This window comes from Halomonas cupida, assembly GCF_900142755.1.
GTDB lineage: Bacteria > Pseudomonadota > Gammaproteobacteria > Pseudomonadales > Halomonadaceae > Halomonas > Halomonas cupida.
Genome location: NZ_FRCA01000001.1, coordinates 353,944 through 367,503, shown reverse-complemented (window position 1 = coordinate 367,503; position 13,560 = coordinate 353,944). Strand labels below are relative to the sequence as shown.

General features: G+C 60.4%; 15 protein-coding genes and 1 other RNA gene. 5 read left to right on the top strand and 11 right to left on the bottom strand.

What is annotated here, in order from left to right:
• Positions 1 to 8: 8 nt before the first annotated feature.
• The 3 genes from rsmH to rsmI all read right to left on the bottom strand — a co-directional run bounded on the left by rsmH (position 9) and on the right by rsmI (position 2,327).
• Positions 9 to 965, bottom strand: a complete 957-nt coding sequence (gene rsmH / locus BUE38_RS01565) for a 16S rRNA (cytosine(1402)-N(4))-methyltransferase RsmH (RefSeq protein ID WP_073433264.1) — start codon at positions 963 to 965, stop codon at positions 9 to 11.
• A 105-nt stretch (positions 966 to 1,070) separates the two neighbouring features.
• An RNA gene (rnpB, locus tag BUE38_RS01560) (RNase P RNA component class A) lies at positions 1,071 to 1,439 on the bottom strand.
• A 33-nt stretch (positions 1,440 to 1,472) separates the two neighbouring features.
• Positions 1,473 to 2,327 carry a 16S rRNA (cytidine(1402)-2'-O)-methyltransferase gene (rsmI, locus tag BUE38_RS01555; RefSeq protein ID WP_073433263.1) on the bottom strand — a complete coding sequence of 285 codons (855 nt, stop codon included), beginning with the start codon at positions 2,325 to 2,327 and terminating at the stop codon, positions 1,473 to 1,475.
• 62 nt (positions 2,328 to 2,389) lie between these two features.
• Here rsmI and BUE38_RS01550 point away from each other — a divergent pair, with 62 nt between their 5' ends.
• From BUE38_RS01550 to BUE38_RS01535, 4 genes are all read left to right on the top strand, one after another.
• Entirely contained in the window at positions 2,390 to 4,168 is a 1,779-nt protein-coding gene (locus BUE38_RS01550) for a penicillin-binding protein activator (RefSeq protein WP_073433262.1), read from the top strand.
• Positions 4,168 to 4,542: a YraN family protein gene (locus tag BUE38_RS01545; RefSeq protein ID WP_073433261.1), complete on the top strand. Its 375-nt coding sequence runs from the start codon at positions 4,168 to 4,170 to the stop codon at positions 4,540 to 4,542. The genes BUE38_RS01550 and BUE38_RS01545 overlap by 1 nt, the downstream gene beginning before the upstream one ends.
• Positions 4,543 to 4,638: 96 nt before the next feature.
• Complete coding sequence (locus BUE38_RS01540) at positions 4,639 to 5,232, top strand: phosphoheptose isomerase (RefSeq protein WP_073433743.1); 594 nt, start codon at positions 4,639 to 4,641, stop codon at positions 5,230 to 5,232.
• A 5-nt stretch (positions 5,233 to 5,237) separates the two neighbouring features.
• On the top strand, positions 5,238 to 5,810 hold the full coding sequence (locus BUE38_RS01535; RefSeq protein WP_073433260.1) for a BON domain-containing protein: 573 nt from the start codon (positions 5,238 to 5,240) through the stop codon (positions 5,808 to 5,810).
• 172 nt (positions 5,811 to 5,982) lie between these two features.
• On the opposite strand, the gene BUE38_RS01530 is transcribed toward BUE38_RS01535, so the two are convergent.
• From BUE38_RS01530 to zapE, 8 genes are all read right to left on the bottom strand, one after another.
• Positions 5,983 to 6,444 carry a ClpXP protease specificity-enhancing factor gene (locus BUE38_RS01530; protein ID WP_073433259.1) on the bottom strand — a complete coding sequence of 154 codons (462 nt, stop codon included), beginning with the start codon at positions 6,442 to 6,444 and terminating at the stop codon, positions 5,983 to 5,985.
• Positions 6,445 to 6,517: 73 nt separating this feature from the next.
• On the bottom strand, positions 6,518 to 7,144 hold the full coding sequence (gene sspA, locus BUE38_RS01525; RefSeq protein WP_073433258.1) for a stringent starvation protein SspA: 627 nt from the start codon (positions 7,142 to 7,144) through the stop codon (positions 6,518 to 6,520).
• A 173-nt stretch (positions 7,145 to 7,317) separates the two neighbouring features.
• Positions 7,318 to 8,073, bottom strand: coding sequence for a cytochrome c1 (locus BUE38_RS01520; protein ID WP_073433257.1), 756 nt, complete (start codon positions 8,071 to 8,073; stop codon positions 7,318 to 7,320).
• Entirely contained in the window at positions 8,073 to 9,332 is a 1,260-nt protein-coding gene (locus BUE38_RS01515; RefSeq protein ID WP_073433256.1) for a cytochrome b, read from the bottom strand. Before BUE38_RS01515 ends, BUE38_RS01520 begins: the two co-directional genes overlap by 1 nt.
• Positions 9,333 to 9,932 carry a ubiquinol-cytochrome c reductase iron-sulfur subunit gene (petA, locus tag BUE38_RS01510; protein WP_073433255.1) on the bottom strand — a complete coding sequence of 200 codons (600 nt, stop codon included), beginning with the start codon at positions 9,930 to 9,932 and terminating at the stop codon, positions 9,333 to 9,335.
• Positions 9,933 to 10,205: 273 nt separating this feature from the next.
• The gene (rpsI, locus tag BUE38_RS01505; protein WP_073433254.1) at positions 10,206 to 10,595 is read right to left on the bottom strand and encodes a 30S ribosomal protein S9; all 390 of its coding nucleotides are present in this window, start codon (positions 10,593 to 10,595) and stop codon (positions 10,206 to 10,208) included.
• A 13-nt stretch (positions 10,596 to 10,608) separates the two neighbouring features.
• The gene (gene rplM, locus BUE38_RS01500) at positions 10,609 to 11,037 is read right to left on the bottom strand and encodes a 50S ribosomal protein L13 (RefSeq protein WP_073433253.1); all 429 of its coding nucleotides are present in this window, start codon (positions 11,035 to 11,037) and stop codon (positions 10,609 to 10,611) included.
• A gap of 448 nt (positions 11,038 to 11,485) precedes the next feature.
• Positions 11,486 to 12,610 (bottom strand): cell division protein ZapE, encoded by a 1,125-nt coding sequence (zapE, locus tag BUE38_RS01495; RefSeq protein WP_234986758.1) that lies wholly within the window; start codon positions 12,608 to 12,610, stop codon positions 11,486 to 11,488.
• A 356-nt stretch (positions 12,611 to 12,966) separates the two neighbouring features.
• On the opposite strand from zapE, the gene BUE38_RS01490 reads away from it, so the two are divergent.
• Positions 12,967 to 13,467: a Z-ring associated ZapG family protein gene (locus tag BUE38_RS01490; protein WP_073433251.1), complete on the top strand. Its 501-nt coding sequence runs from the start codon at positions 12,967 to 12,969 to the stop codon at positions 13,465 to 13,467.
• Positions 13,468 to 13,560 lie beyond the last annotated feature (93 nt).

The window sequence follows — 13,560 nt, the reverse complement described above, 5'->3', positions numbered from 1 at the left end:
GAGTCTCCTCAATAACGCTTGCGGGCCATGCGCATTACTGCACTGCGTGCTCGCGGGTTGTCAGCGACCTCATCATCACTGGCACGCATTGCCTTGCCGAGCGACTCCAGCCGGCGCTGCAACTGGTCATCCCTGAGCGGTATACCTCTCGGTACATTGGTATCGCCCCGGACATGGTCCCGGATGAAGCGCTTGACGCGACGGTCCTCAAGGGAGTGGAAACTGATCACCACCAGGTGCCCGCCCGGTGCAAGCGCTTCCAGAGCGGCGTCCAGAGCAGCATCAAGCTGGTCGAGTTCACCGTTGATTTCAATGCGAATCGCCTGGAACACACGGGTAGCAGGATGCTTGCCCTTTTCCCAGGCAGGATGCGCCGCCTTGACTACCGCGGCAAGATCCTCGGTGCGGGTGAAGGGTTGTTCGGCACGACGCGCGATGATGGCTCGTGCCAGGCGGCGCGCATAACGCTCTTCTCCATGACGTTTGAAGACCGACGCCATCTCGGCCTCACCGACTCGTGCCAGCCACTGGGCCGCACTCTCGCCCTGGCTGGGATCCATACGCATGTCCAGCGGGCCGTCGCGCAGAAAACTGAAGCCTCGCTCGGCATCATCAAGCTGGGGGGAAGAAACGCCGATATCCAGCAGAATGCCGGACAACTGCCCATAAACCCCCTGCTCACGAGCGACCTCCGCCAGACGGGCAAATTCAGCACGCACGATCTCGAAACGACCGTCATCGATATGCTGAGCTTCGGCGATGGCGTCAGGGTCACGATCAAGGGCAATCAAGCGTCCCTCGGGGGACAGGCGCGACAGAATGGCACGCGAGTGCCCTCCGCGCCCGAAGGTGCCATCCAGGTAACAGCCACTGGCATCGTGGATCAGGGTATCCACTGCACCGTCAAGCAAGACACTGGTATGAGCATGGCCGCGCACGGGACTTTCTGAAGGGGGTGACGGCATAACAATCTCGCTCGACGGACGACAATCAGACGCCCACTGCGCAGTCCGACACTGGCCTGCTGACCAATGGCAGAACACAACACAGCGCGCGTCCGTATGAAATAAAGCGGGAGTCGGCCGATAAGCCGGGTTCTGTCGAGGACAGTCATTCCTCTAGAGCCAACGTCACCATTGGCTTCAAGCAACCTACCCGAACCCAGCGCGGGCCACGCCATGGGGTTCCTATTTGGTCTTGCTCCGAGTGGGGTTTACCGTGCCACGCACTGTTGCCAGGCGCGCGGTGCGCTCTTACCGCACCCTTTCACCCTTACCGGCACCCCGAAAGGTGCTTAGGCGGTCTACTCTCTGCTGCACTTTCCGTCGGCTCACGCCGCCCAGGCGTTACCTGGCACTCTGCCCTATGGAGCCCGGACTTTCCTCCCCCACCAGCTCTCCCGAAGGAACACCGGCGGCGGCGACTGTCTAGCCAACTCCCGCGGGCAAGCATACCAGCGCCCCGCACCCCCCTCAATCCCCGTCCTTAAGTGTCTGAGCCCTGGCATACCAGGATTTACGGCTGCCACCCAGCACACGCGCCGCTATTGCGGCCGCCTGCTTGACGCCAACGCCCTCGGCAAGAAGCGCGCCGAGCAACGCCTCGGCATCGATATCGGAGGAAGATTTCTCGACCTCGGGCGCGCCCTCGACCATCACCACGAACTCCCCCCGTGCCTGATCGGGGTCAGCCGCCATCTGCTCCAGCAGGGTCCCGGCATCGCCATCGAGAAAGGTTTCGAAGGTCTTGGTCAACTCACGCCCGAGCACCACGCGACGCGCCCCGAACAGTCCGGCAATATCCGTAAGCGTATCGCGGATACGATGCGGTGACTCATAGAACACCAGTGTCTCCGGCGCCTTGATCCATTGCTCGAGCCGTCCACGTCGTGCACTGCCCTTTGCCGGCAGAAAGCCATGAAAGGTGAACCGGTCAGTAGGCAGACCGGCGGCACAGAGGGCCGTCACCAGAGCGCAGGGGCCCGGCACCGGGATGACGCGATACCCTCCAGCGCGCAGTTCACGCACCAGCACATAACCGGGATCGCTGATCAAGGGCGTGCCGGCATCGCTGATAAGCGCCACATCCTCACCATTGGCCAGATGAGTCGCCAACTGCGCAACCCGCGCCCCCTCATTATGGTCATGTAGGGAAATCATTTTCGGTGCTATACCGAGATGACGCATAAGGCGCGCGCTATGACGCGTGTCTTCCGCCGCCACCAGGCTGACCTGCGCAAGCACACTCGATGCTCTGGCACTGAGGTCGTCCAGATTCCCAATTGGTGTCGCGACCACGTACAATGAACCTGCATTGGTGTCTGGCATTCTGGCTCCCAGGGCTGCTATCCGATTCCAGGACTCTCTGTTTCCAGGACAAGGAAGGATTCATGATAATTTCGACTCGCGGCCCTCTGGCCGTCGCGCTGATCGCAATTTCGCTGGCCGGGTGTAGTTTCACCCCAAGCGTCGTTCAACGGGCGCTGGATGGCGACCCCGATCAGCTATTGGCACAGGCCGCGCAACAACAACCCGCCGAGGCCGCCCAGACCCGTCTGAACGCGGCAGACATCCTAGCACGCTCGGGCCGTCGCCCGGAGGCTCTTGATGTCGCCAGCGACCTGGACGACAGCCTGCTGCAGGACGACAGCCGCCGCGAATGGGCCATACTGCTGTCCGAGCTGGGTGACAGTGAGGGCGATCCCCGCGCAGTACTGCGGGCCGCCGAAGTACTCGACGATATGCGCTTCCCCAGCGACGAGGCCAACCTGCTGCGCCTGCGTCAGGGCCTGGCACTTGGTCAGGTCGGCGAGCCCCAGCAATCCGCACGCCTGTTGATGCAGGTCCAGACCGACACTGGCCGCGAAGACATCAACGACGCCATCTGGGAACAGCTTTCGGTACTCAGCACCAGCCAGGCCAACGCTCTGGCGCAACCCGACAACTCCATCGTCACCGGCTGGTTGGAGCTGGCTGCTCTGGTACGCAACAGCGGTGGCGATGTACAACGCCTGTTCAACCAACTTGACGACTGGCGCGTCAGCCATTCCGACCACCCCGCCAATCGCCGTATGCCCAGCCAGATCACCGGGCTGAAGGATCTACGCGGCCAGGAGGTCGACAGTATCGCCGTGCTGTTGCCGGAATCCGGCCCCCTGGCAGGTGTTGCTGATGCGATCGAGCGAGGCATTCGCACTCATCAGGGCAGCATCGCCAATGCCGCGCAGTTGACCTTCATCGACTCGTCCAGCGGCAATCTGGACACGCTCTATCAGCAGGCACAGAGCAGCGGCGCCCAGGTCGTGGTCGGCCCCCTCGACAAGGCTGCCGTCACCCAGCTGGAGAACCGTGCCAGCGTCCCTATCCCGACACTGGCCCTGAACTACGGCGAAAGCGCCTCCAACAACACGGAAGGGCTTTTCGAGTATGGGCTCTCCGCCGAGGACGAAGCTCGCCAGGCCGCGGATCGAGCCTGGCAGGATGGCCACCGTCAGGCCGCCATGTTGGTTCCCAACAACAACTGGGGACAACGCGTTGGCGAGGCCTTCTGGAACGAGTGGAGCTCACTCGGCGGCGACATTTCCAACGCCGTGCGCTACAACCCCGAGGCATCAGCCACCGAAAGCACCCGCCAGGCGATCACCAACCCACGCCCGGATATGCTGTTCCTGCTGGCACTTCCCGATTATGCCCGCCAGGTCAAGCCGACCCTCGAGTACTACTCGGCAGGCGGTCTTCCTGTCTATGCCACGTCGCACCTCTATGAAGGCCGCCCCCAGCCGCGTCTCGACAATGACCTGAACGGCGTGCAGTTCCTCGACATCCCCTGGCAGATTCCGGATGCCGCCGTGGGTGGTGCCGATGCCCTGCCCTTCAATGCCAGCTATCAACAACTGCGCGAGGAAGGCAATCCGGCGCTGTTCCGCCTGCAGGCCATGGGTGTCGACGCCTACGAACTTGCTCGCCGCTTACCGCAGTTCGAGGTCCTCCCTCAGACGCGCCTGCAAGGTGCCACCGGCACGCTCGGCAATGACGCCGGACGCATCTACCGCGAACTGCCCTGGGCGGTATTCTCCAGTGGTGTCCCGGCTCCCATCCTGATGGGACAGTCACTGCCCAGCGGTGAGGATCCGGAGTCCGACAACGACGAAGCCAACGCTGAGCGCTGATGCTCAACCCGAAGGCTATACTGTCACGTCACCGTGGCGCACTCATTGAGCGCGCCGCTGGTGACTGGCTCTGTCGGCAGGGACTGATCATGGTCGAGCGTAATGTGCAGATCCGCGGCGGCGAGCTGGATCTGGTCATGCGCGAAGGCGATACCCTGGTCTTCGTCGAGGTGCGCCACCGCTCAGATTCGCGCTTCGGCTCGGCAGCCGAGACCATCACCGCCACCAAGCAACGTCGGCTGATCAAGACTGCGCGTTTTTATCTTCATCGCAACGGGCTATCATGTCCCTGCCGCTTCGACGTACTGGCGGTCACCGGCAATCCGCCTGACCTCGAGTATCAATGGCTGAAAAACGCCATCGAAGCGAACTGAATACCCAATCGAAGCAAATACGCAAGCGAACCGAATACGCGGGAAACACTCCAACCCCTGAACGGTATGTGTTTCCCCATGGACCAGGACGGCAGCATGGACTTCCAGAGTCGAATTCTCGGACACTTCAACGACAGCATCGACACCAAGACCTACGCCAGTGAAGTGCTTCCTCCCTTCATCGAGGTAGCCAGCCAGATGATGGTCCAGTGCCTGGTCACGGAAGGCAAGATTCTTGCCTGCGGCAATGGTGGCAGCGCCGGCGATAGCCAGCACTTTTCCTCGGAGCTGCTCAACCGCTTCGAGCGCGAGCGCCCCAGCCTACCCGCCCTGGCACTGACCACCGACACCTCAACGCTGACGTCGATTGCCAACGACTACAGCTACAACGACGTCTTCTCGAAACAGATTCGGGCGCTGGGTCAGCCAGGCGACATCCTGCTGGCGATCTCTACCAGCGGTAATTCCGGCAACGTGGTCCAGGCCATCCAGGCGGCGCACGATCGCGACATGACCGTGGTCGCCCTGACAGGACGTGATGGCGGCAATATGGCATCTCTGCTGGGACAGGATGACTGCGAGATTCGCGTGCCTGCGACCTCCACCGCCCGGATCCAGGAGGTTCACCTACTGGTGATCCACTGTCTCTGCGACCTGATCGACGAACAACTCTTCGGGACAAGTGAGTAACCCCTATGAATCAACGTTCACTTGGCGCCATCCTGGCGCTGACCATTGCACTCGGCGGATGCTCGGCAGTCACCTCGGCCACCAACCCCGGCGTGATCGATGAGGACTACCACGAACGCACCATTGGCACAGAAGTCGAAGACTCCAACATCGAGAACAAGGCCAAGCACAATATGGGCCGCGTCGATGCACGACTCAACGATGCCCGCATCAATGTCGACAGCTACAACGGCGTGGTATTGCTGACCGGCCAGACACCCAGCGAGGAACTGCGCCAACGCGCCGAGGAGGTGGCCTCCCAGGTGCGTAACGTGCGCCGTGTTCATAACGAGCTGACGGTGTCCGGTAACCTGCCCGGCAGCCAGGTCATGAAGGACGCCTGGCTGACTACCAAGGTCAACACCGCGCTGGCCACCAGCAGCGAGATCAACTCGAGTCACTTCAAGGTCGTCACCGAGAACGCCACCGTCTACCTGATGGGCACGGTCACCCGCGCCGAGGGCGAGCGTGCCGTACAGATCGCCGCCAGCGCCGGCGGCATGGAGCGCATCGTCAAGGTGTTCGACTACACCGACTGATCATCGCCCGAAGCAGCACAACCACAACGGTACGATGGATGCTGCTGCAACGAAGAAGGCAGGCTCTGAGGCCTGCCTTCTTCGTTGCACCACCTGCCACATTGACTGCAGGTAGCTGTAGCACAAGCCATCCGATCACAGGCGGCCCGGTCGCAGGCCACCCACTCACGGATTACTTGATCACGCGCAGCGACGGGCGCCCCTTGCGTGGCGGACGTTCCGCGTCATTGTCATCAGCCTTCTCTGACGACGCCTCAGCATCAACCACTTCCATCGACGGGATTTCCTCGTCCTCGGCGTTCTCCGCCTCATCCGATGGCAGTACAGGCTCATGGCCGAACACCATGCCGACACCGTTTTCCCGCGCATAGAGCGCAATCAACGCCGAGATCGGAACAAACAGATTTTCCGACTTGCCGCTGAAGCGGGCAGAAAAGCGAATCAGTTCGTTATCCATATGCAGGTCGCGCACCGCAGTGGGACCCAGGTTCAGTACAATCTGACCGTTCTGAACAAACTGACGCGGCACTTCGACCATTTCCTGCTCGGCATCAACCACGATATAGGGTGTCAGTTCATTATCCAGCAACCACTCGTAGAGGGCCCTGGCCAGATAGGGGCGACTAGACTTCATGAATCGGCTCTCTCGATTGGCATGGAAGAAGATGGTACCGGCTGCCCTCCCGGGCAACCGGATCGAGGAGAATTCAGACTCGCATCTCGCGCTCGGCCTCGGAAAGTGCAGCCTTGAAGCCTTCACGAGCAAACAGGCGCTCCATATAACCGATCAGCGGACGAACCTGCTTCTCCGGCAGCTCAATCCCCAGCGCCGGTAGGCGCCACAGAACCGGAGCCAGACAGCAGTCCACCAGAGTGAATTCCTCACTCATGAAATACGGCATGTCCTCGAAAATCGGCGAGATACCCACCAGACTCTCACGCAACTCCTTACGCGCCTTGTCGGCTTCCTTCTTGCTGCCTGCCTGGATACGCTCGACCATCGGGCACCATTCACGCTCGATGCGATGCATCCACAGACGACTCTGGGCACGTGCCACAGGGTACACCGGCAACAACGGAGGATGCGGGAAGCGCTCATCCAGGTACTCCATCATGACCTTGGACTCATACAGCACCAGATCACGATCAAGCAGTGTGGGTACACTGTTGTAGGGGTTCAGATCCGCCAGTTCCTCGGGGTGGCTATCCTCGCCAACCTCAACGATATCGACGGCGACTCCCTTCTCGGCCAGCACAATCCGCACACGATGACTGAAATGGTCATCGCCACCGGAATAGAAGATCATCGACGACCGCTTGGCCACTACACCCATGAAACAATCCTCGCATCAGTTCAAGCCGGGATGATAACACGACAGGCCCGCCTTGGGGGCCTCCCGGCAGCAAGCCCTCCAGCCACCCGGCAGACTACCGGAAACGGATGATACTCGTATACAGCAAAAGGCGCATGGTCTCACGACCATGCGCCTCGATAAATGCCGACCTCTCAGTGGATATCGCGCCAGTACTCGCGCTTGAGCAGATAGGCAATCACTCCGAAGATAAACAGGAATATCAGCACTTTCGGTGCCAGCGCCTGAGCCTGCAGCTTCGAGGGCTCACCGACATAGGCCAGGAAATTGGTGAGGTCGTACACCGCTTCCTCGAACTCTTCCTCCGTCATCTGTCCCGGCGACACAAGCTCCAGATTACAGGACGAACCTTCCTCACCTGAATGCGCCTCGGCATCCCCCTCTTCCGCGGCACAGACTCTTTCCTGCACGCCCTGCAAGGGCTCCAGCACATTGGGCATCCCCACCGAGGGGAACACCATGTTGTCGACTCCAGTGGGCCGTTCGGGATCCCTATAGAAGCCCAACAGATAGCTGTAGATCCAGTCCGTGCCACGCAGACGTGCCTCGAGGGTCAAGTCAGGCGGCGGCTGGCCGAACCAGGTTTCAGCGTCGGCCGCGGACATAGCTCGGTGCATCTGGTCATTGAAACCCAGCTCCGGCGAGAAGATCAGGTTATCGACCACCAGGTCCTCGGGCATGCCGAGATCCTCGGCGGCTCGCGAGAAGCGCTGATACTCCAGCGAATGGCACCCCATGCAGTAATTGACATAGAGCTTCATGCCACGCTGCAGGGAAGGCTTGTCGGCCAGGTCCGGCGACATGTGCTGAAGATGAACCCCTTCCCCACCGGCAGCAAGAACCCCCGTCGGTACCAGCAAAAAGAGCAGTGCGATCAGTTGCTTTTTCATTAGCCTGTCACCCTTTCCGGAACGGGTTTGGTCTTCTCCAGTCGTGTGTACACCGGCATCAGCAGGAAGTACGCGAAGTAGACCACGGCACAGACCTGGGCAATCGCCGTACGCGTCCCGGTGGGAGGCAGCACGCCCAGCACGCCCAGCGTCACGAAGCTGACGGCAAAGAGCGCAAGCATGACCTTCGATATCCAGCCCTTGTAACGCATGGAACGTACCGGAGAGCGATCCAACCAGGGCAGCACAAACAACAAGCCGATCGCCGCCCCCATGAACAGCACGCCAAGGAATTTGGCATCAAGCCCGAAGACACTGAAGGTGATCGCGCGCAGGATGGCGTAGAAAGGCGTGAAGTACCACACCGGTGCAATATGGTCCGGTGTCTTGAGCTGGTTGGCCGGCTCGAAGTTGGGCGTCTCGAGGAAGTAGCCCCCACCCTCCGGGAAATAGAAGATGACCACACAGAACACGAACAGGAACACCGCCACACCGACAATATCCTTGACCGTGTAGTAGGGGTGGAACGGAATGCCATCCAGCGGCTTGCCGGCCTCGTCCTTCCTGTCCTTGATCTCGATACCGTCAGGGTTGTTCGAGCCCACTTCGTGCAGCGCAATGATATGCAGCACCACCAGTGCCAGTATCACGATCGGCAACGCCACGACATGCAGTGCAAAGAAACGGTTCAGAGTAATACCGGAAATCAGGTAATCGCCACGAATCCATTCGGCCAGCCCCGGGCCAATACCAGGAATCGCCGAGAACAGCGAAATGATGACCTGAGCGCCCCAGTAGGACATCTGCCCCCAGGGCAGCAGATAGCCCATGAAGGCCTCGGCCATCAGCGCCAGATAGATCGCCATACCGAAGATCCACACCAGTTCGCGTGGCGCCTTGTAGGAACCGTACAGCAGACCACGGAACATATGCAGATAGACCACCACGAAAAAGGCCGAGGCCCCGGTGGAATGCATGTAGCGAATCAGCCACCCGTACTCGACATCGCGCATGATGTACTCGACGGACGCAAAGGCTCCCTCGGCACTGGGGTTGAAACTCATGGTCAACCAAACCCCGGTAAGGATCTGATTGACCAGCACCAGCAATGCCAGTGAACCGAAGAAGTACCAGAAATTGAAGTTTCTTGGTGCGTAGTATTCCGACAGATGATCCCGCCACAACTGGGTTGCCGGGAAGCGATCATCGACCCAGCGCATCAGGCCACGCTCGGCCTTTGCCTTGTGTGGATTGGCCATTTATGCCCCCTCCCCGTCTTCACCCACCACTACCACCGTATCGCTGACGAAATGGTAGGGAGGGACTTCCAGATTGGTCGGCGCAGGCACATTACGGAAAACCCGCCCGGCCAGATCGAAGCGTGAGCCATGACAGGGGCAGAAGAAACCGCCCGGCCAGTCTTCGGCGCCAACGTCCTCGGCATTGGGTTCCGGCTTGTAGAGAGGGGAACAACCCAGGTGCGTGCAGATCCCGACCAGCACGCCGATCTCGGGACGAATGGAGCGCATTGGTCCAGCGGCGTAATCAGGCTGCTGCGGCCTGGCGGATTGCGGGTCGGCAAGAATGCCATCACCAAGACTCTCGGTGCGCTCGATCATCTCGGGGGTGCGGTAGACCACCCAGACGGGACGGCCTCGCCACTCAACGGTCATACGCTGTCCCGGCTCGAGCTTCGAGATGTCGGCCTGGACAGGCGCCCCTGCTGCCCGAGCCCTGGCACTTGGCTGCCAGGAAGCCACGAAGGGTATCGCCACCCCGACAGCGCCAATGGCTCCCACTACGGAAGTCGCGCCCACGAGGAAACGGCGCCGCCCCTTGTTCACGCCGCTATCTGCCATGATCTGATTTCTCCCATCAAGCCTTTCCATTGTTGTTTTTTCACGGTCCCTCGCTAATCCCGAACGACGGAGACAAGTGCTCTCGAATATCGAGTAACCCATGTTCTGGCACAAGGATAGTGCCTGGCAAGAGGGTACGCACTATCGGCAGCGCGTTGAAGCAGAACGACTTTAGTCAGAGGAGACACGACCAATGTCGGTCTTGACGACCCCAGAAACGACAATGCCCGGGCCATTGGCCCGGGCATTGGAGGTCGACAAGCGGTGAGTGTATCAGCGCTTGGAGAACTGCGGACGACGACGCGCCTTGCGCAGACCGACCTTCTTACGTTCAACCTGACGCGCGTCGCGAGTGACGTAACCCGCTTCACGCAGCTGAGGACGGAGGTCCTCGTTGTATTCCATCAGGGCACGAGTGATGCCGTGACGAATCGCGCCAGCCTGAGCGCTACCGCCGCCGCCCTTGACGGTGACGAAGACGTCGAACTGCTCGAGGGTCTCGGTCAGCTCGAGCGGCTGACGAACCACCATACGACCAGTGACGCGGCCAAAATACTCGTTCAGATCACGGCTGTTGACAGTGATCTTGCCGGTTCCCGGCTTGAGGAAGACGCGCGCGGTAGAGGTCTTGCGGCGCCCGGTACCGTAATACTGCTGTGTCATGGCGAAGATCCCCTCAGATGTTCAGTTCTTGCGGCTGCTGCGCAGTGTGCGGATGTTCGGTGCCGGCATAGACCTTGAGCTTGGAGTGCATGGCACGACCCAGCGGACCTTTCGGCAGCATGCCCTTGACGGCGCCTTCGATAACACGCTCGGGAGCATGATCGATGAGCTGCTTGAAGCTCATGGAACGCAGACCGCCCGGATAGCCGGTGTGACGATGATACATCTTGTCGCTGGCCTTGTTGCCAGTGACCTTCACCTTCTCGGCGTTGATGACGACGATGTAGTCGCCAGTATCAACGTGAGGAGTGTATTCAGGCTTGTGCTTGCCGCGCAGGCGACGAGCAATTTCAGTGGCCAGACGACCGAGCGTCTTGTCCGCAGCATCGACGATATACCAGTCGCGCTGGACGGACTGCGGCTTAGCAGTGAACGTCTTCATGGATGAAATCACCAAGTTCGATGTATTGGATCCTGCCGCCGGCGACTATTGCCGACATTGGATCATCCCTATTTTTCTTGGTTGCGCCTTGTCAGCCAGGGAGCTGAAAAATTGACGCAACGGTCGAGCGAGCGCGCATTCTACACGACAAGAGCAGCCGATGCCAGCCATTCAGCATCAAGTCGCAAACAGCCCCCGTAGCTCGCGACCCACATGGACGTGGGAAGTGCGTGTTCGTGTCGGGAACACGAATAGCCGACCCACATGGACGTGGGAAGTGCGTGTTCGTGTCGGGAACACGAATAGCCGACCCACATGGACGTGGGGAGTGCACATGTTCGTCGGGAACGAACATGTGCCAGCTCGTAGCTCGTAGCTCGTAGCTCATGGCTCGTGGCTCGTGGCTCGTGGCTCGTGGCTCGTGGCTCGTGGCTCGTGACTCACACCATCACGGCTTATGCGGCAGCGACAGGTACTCCCTGGATTGCATTTCCTGCAATCGCGACAGGGTACGCTGATATTCAAACTCCAGCTTACCTCCGCTGTAGAGGCCTTCCGCCGGCGCCTCTGCCGACATCAGCAGCTTGACGCCACGGTCGTAGAACTCATCGACCATATTGATGAAACGGCGCGCCTGGTCATCGGTCGCTCCGGTCATGCGTCTTACTCCGGAAACCAGCACCGTGTGATATTCGCGGGCCAGTTCAATATAGTCGTTCTGACTACGGGGACCGTCACAGAGCTCGAGAAAGTCGAACCACACCACAGCCTCATGCAGGCGCTCAGCATTCAGCACGCGATGATTGACCTCGATCGGCACACTGCGCTCGCCTTCATGACCGGCGATCTCCCGGAAGCTGCGCTCCAGCTCGCGACCGGCTTCTGCATCGAGCGGCGAATGGAATATCTCCGCGCGCTCCAGGGCACGCAGACGATAGTCCACTCCGGAATCGACGTTGACCACCTCACAGTGACGCTTGAGCAGATCGATGGCCGGCAGGAATCGAGCTCGCTGCAACCCGTCGCGATACAGGTCGTCAGGGACAATATTCGAGGTCGCCACCAACACCACTCCACGCTCGAACAATGCCTCGAGCAGATTGGCAAGGATCATGGCGTCGGTGATGTCCTTGACGAAGAACTCGTCAAAACAGATAACCCGAGTCTCTTCGGCAAACCTGGCGGCAACCAGATCGAGCGGATTCTTCTCGCCCTTGTAGTGAGCCAACTCGTTGTGCACACGCTGCATGAAACGGTGGAAGTGCGTGCGCATCTTCTGCGGAAACGGCAGACACTCGTAGAAGGTATCCACCAGGTAGGTCTTGCCACGACCAACGCCACCCCAGAAATACAACCCGGAAATGGCCGGCACCTCCGGCTCCAGCGTTTCCTCACGACGGCCCAGCCAGCCCTTCACCTTCGACGCCCAACCCTTGCCGGCAACGCTGGCAGGACGCGTATCGGGCGTCTTGAGCAGGTCATCGTACAAACGCTGCAGGTGCTCAACAGCATTGGCCTGAGCGGCATCCCGGGTAAAGTTATCGCGCTGGAGGTCACGACGATAACGCGCCATGGGCGTCTCGGGGCCATGTTTCTCGGAGCCCGGTTTTTCGGAGCCAGATTGGCTGGGCGCTTGTGAGGTCGCAGACATGAATCGTCCTGATCAGGGGCTACTTGTTGAACCAGGGCGCCGATTATACGCACATCCGACGACACTGGCATCGCTCCACTACACCGCATCGCCCAATCACCTGCAGCTCGAACCGTCTCCTTGCGTCCACGTTTGACGCCCGCTCGCTGATAACCCCTATAATGGGGCGCCGCTGGGTCGATGCCGCAATCACCCAGCACAGTCTTGAGTGTCAGGTTCATAGGCACCGCGGCTTACGACATCTGTTGATCCGCTCCGATGTGCTCAGGGAGATACTAGTGGAAGCAAGCAATATCAATGTGGTGCTGGCAGTCGCCTGCCTGGTGGCCGGGACCGGTATCGGCGCACTGGGTTATCATCTGCTCAACTCCGGTGCCCGCAGTGCACAGCGCCTTCGCGTCCAGCTCACCGAGCGCGAGCGCCAGCTTACCGAGTGGAAGTCCGGCGTTGATGACCACCTCCGCCAGATGAACGACAAGGTCGGACGTCTGGTCGAGGATAGCCAGAGTCTGCAGCAACAACTGGAAGAGTCCACTCGCCAACTCGGTGGCGATGTCGTGTCCAGCCTGCAGCACACCGCCCCACCTGCCGCAGTCGCTTCGTCATCCACTGCCACCGCCGCACTGGGAACCCCCACCAGCGGCGACGACGGTGCTACTGACAGCGGCATCAGCGCCCCCCGCGACTATGCTGATGGCAACAGCGGCACCCTTTCCGAGGACTTTGGTCTGCGCGACCGCGATGCCGACCCTGAAGAGCCTGCTCCACCGCGCTACTGATCCACCTCGCCTCGCTCAGAACTGCCCATGCGCCCGCAGCAGAAGACCTGCTCGGGCGCATTGACTGTCCAATCCGTTCTCGATACCTGCTTT

Bases quoted from the DNA above. Each gene is read 5' to 3' on its own strand.
- BUE38_RS01520 (WP_073433257.1), bottom strand. From the start codon at position 8,073: ATGAAAAAGCAACTGATCGCACTGCTCTTTTTGCTGGTACCGACGGGG.
- rsmI (WP_073433263.1), bottom strand. From the start codon at position 2,327: ATGCCAGACACCAATGCAGGTTCATTGTACGTGGTCGCGACACCAATT.
- rpsI (WP_073433254.1), bottom strand. From the start codon at position 10,595: ATGACACAGCAGTATTACGGTACCGGGCGCCGCAAGACCTCTACCGCG.
- rplM (WP_073433253.1), bottom strand. From the start codon at position 11,037: ATGAAGACGTTCACTGCTAAGCCGCAGTCCGTCCAGCGCGACTGGTAT.
- BUE38_RS01545 (WP_073433261.1), top strand. From the start codon at position 4,168: ATGCTCAACCCGAAGGCTATACTGTCACGTCACCGTGGCGCACTCATT.
- BUE38_RS01530 (WP_073433259.1), bottom strand. From the start codon at position 6,444: ATGAAGTCTAGTCGCCCCTATCTGGCCAGGGCCCTCTACGAGTGGTTG.
- rsmH (WP_073433264.1), bottom strand. From the start codon at position 965: ATGCCGTCACCCCCTTCAGAAAGTCCCGTGCGCGGCCATGCTCATACC.
- BUE38_RS01540 (WP_073433743.1), top strand. From the start codon at position 4,639: ATGGACTTCCAGAGTCGAATTCTCGGACACTTCAACGACAGCATCGAC.
- sspA (WP_073433258.1), bottom strand. From the start codon at position 7,144: ATGGGTGTAGTGGCCAAGCGGTCGTCGATGATCTTCTATTCCGGTGGC.
- zapE (WP_234986758.1), bottom strand. From the start codon at position 12,610: ATGGCGCGTTATCGTCGTGACCTCCAGCGCGATAACTTTACCCGGGAT.
- petA (WP_073433255.1), bottom strand. From the start codon at position 9,932: ATGGCAGATAGCGGCGTGAACAAGGGGCGGCGCCGTTTCCTCGTGGGC.
- BUE38_RS01550 (WP_073433262.1), top strand. From the start codon at position 2,390: ATGATAATTTCGACTCGCGGCCCTCTGGCCGTCGCGCTGATCGCAATT.
- BUE38_RS01515 (WP_073433256.1), bottom strand. From the start codon at position 9,332: ATGGCCAATCCACACAAGGCAAAGGCCGAGCGTGGCCTGATGCGCTGG.
- BUE38_RS01535 (WP_073433260.1), top strand. From the start codon at position 5,238: ATGAATCAACGTTCACTTGGCGCCATCCTGGCGCTGACCATTGCACTC.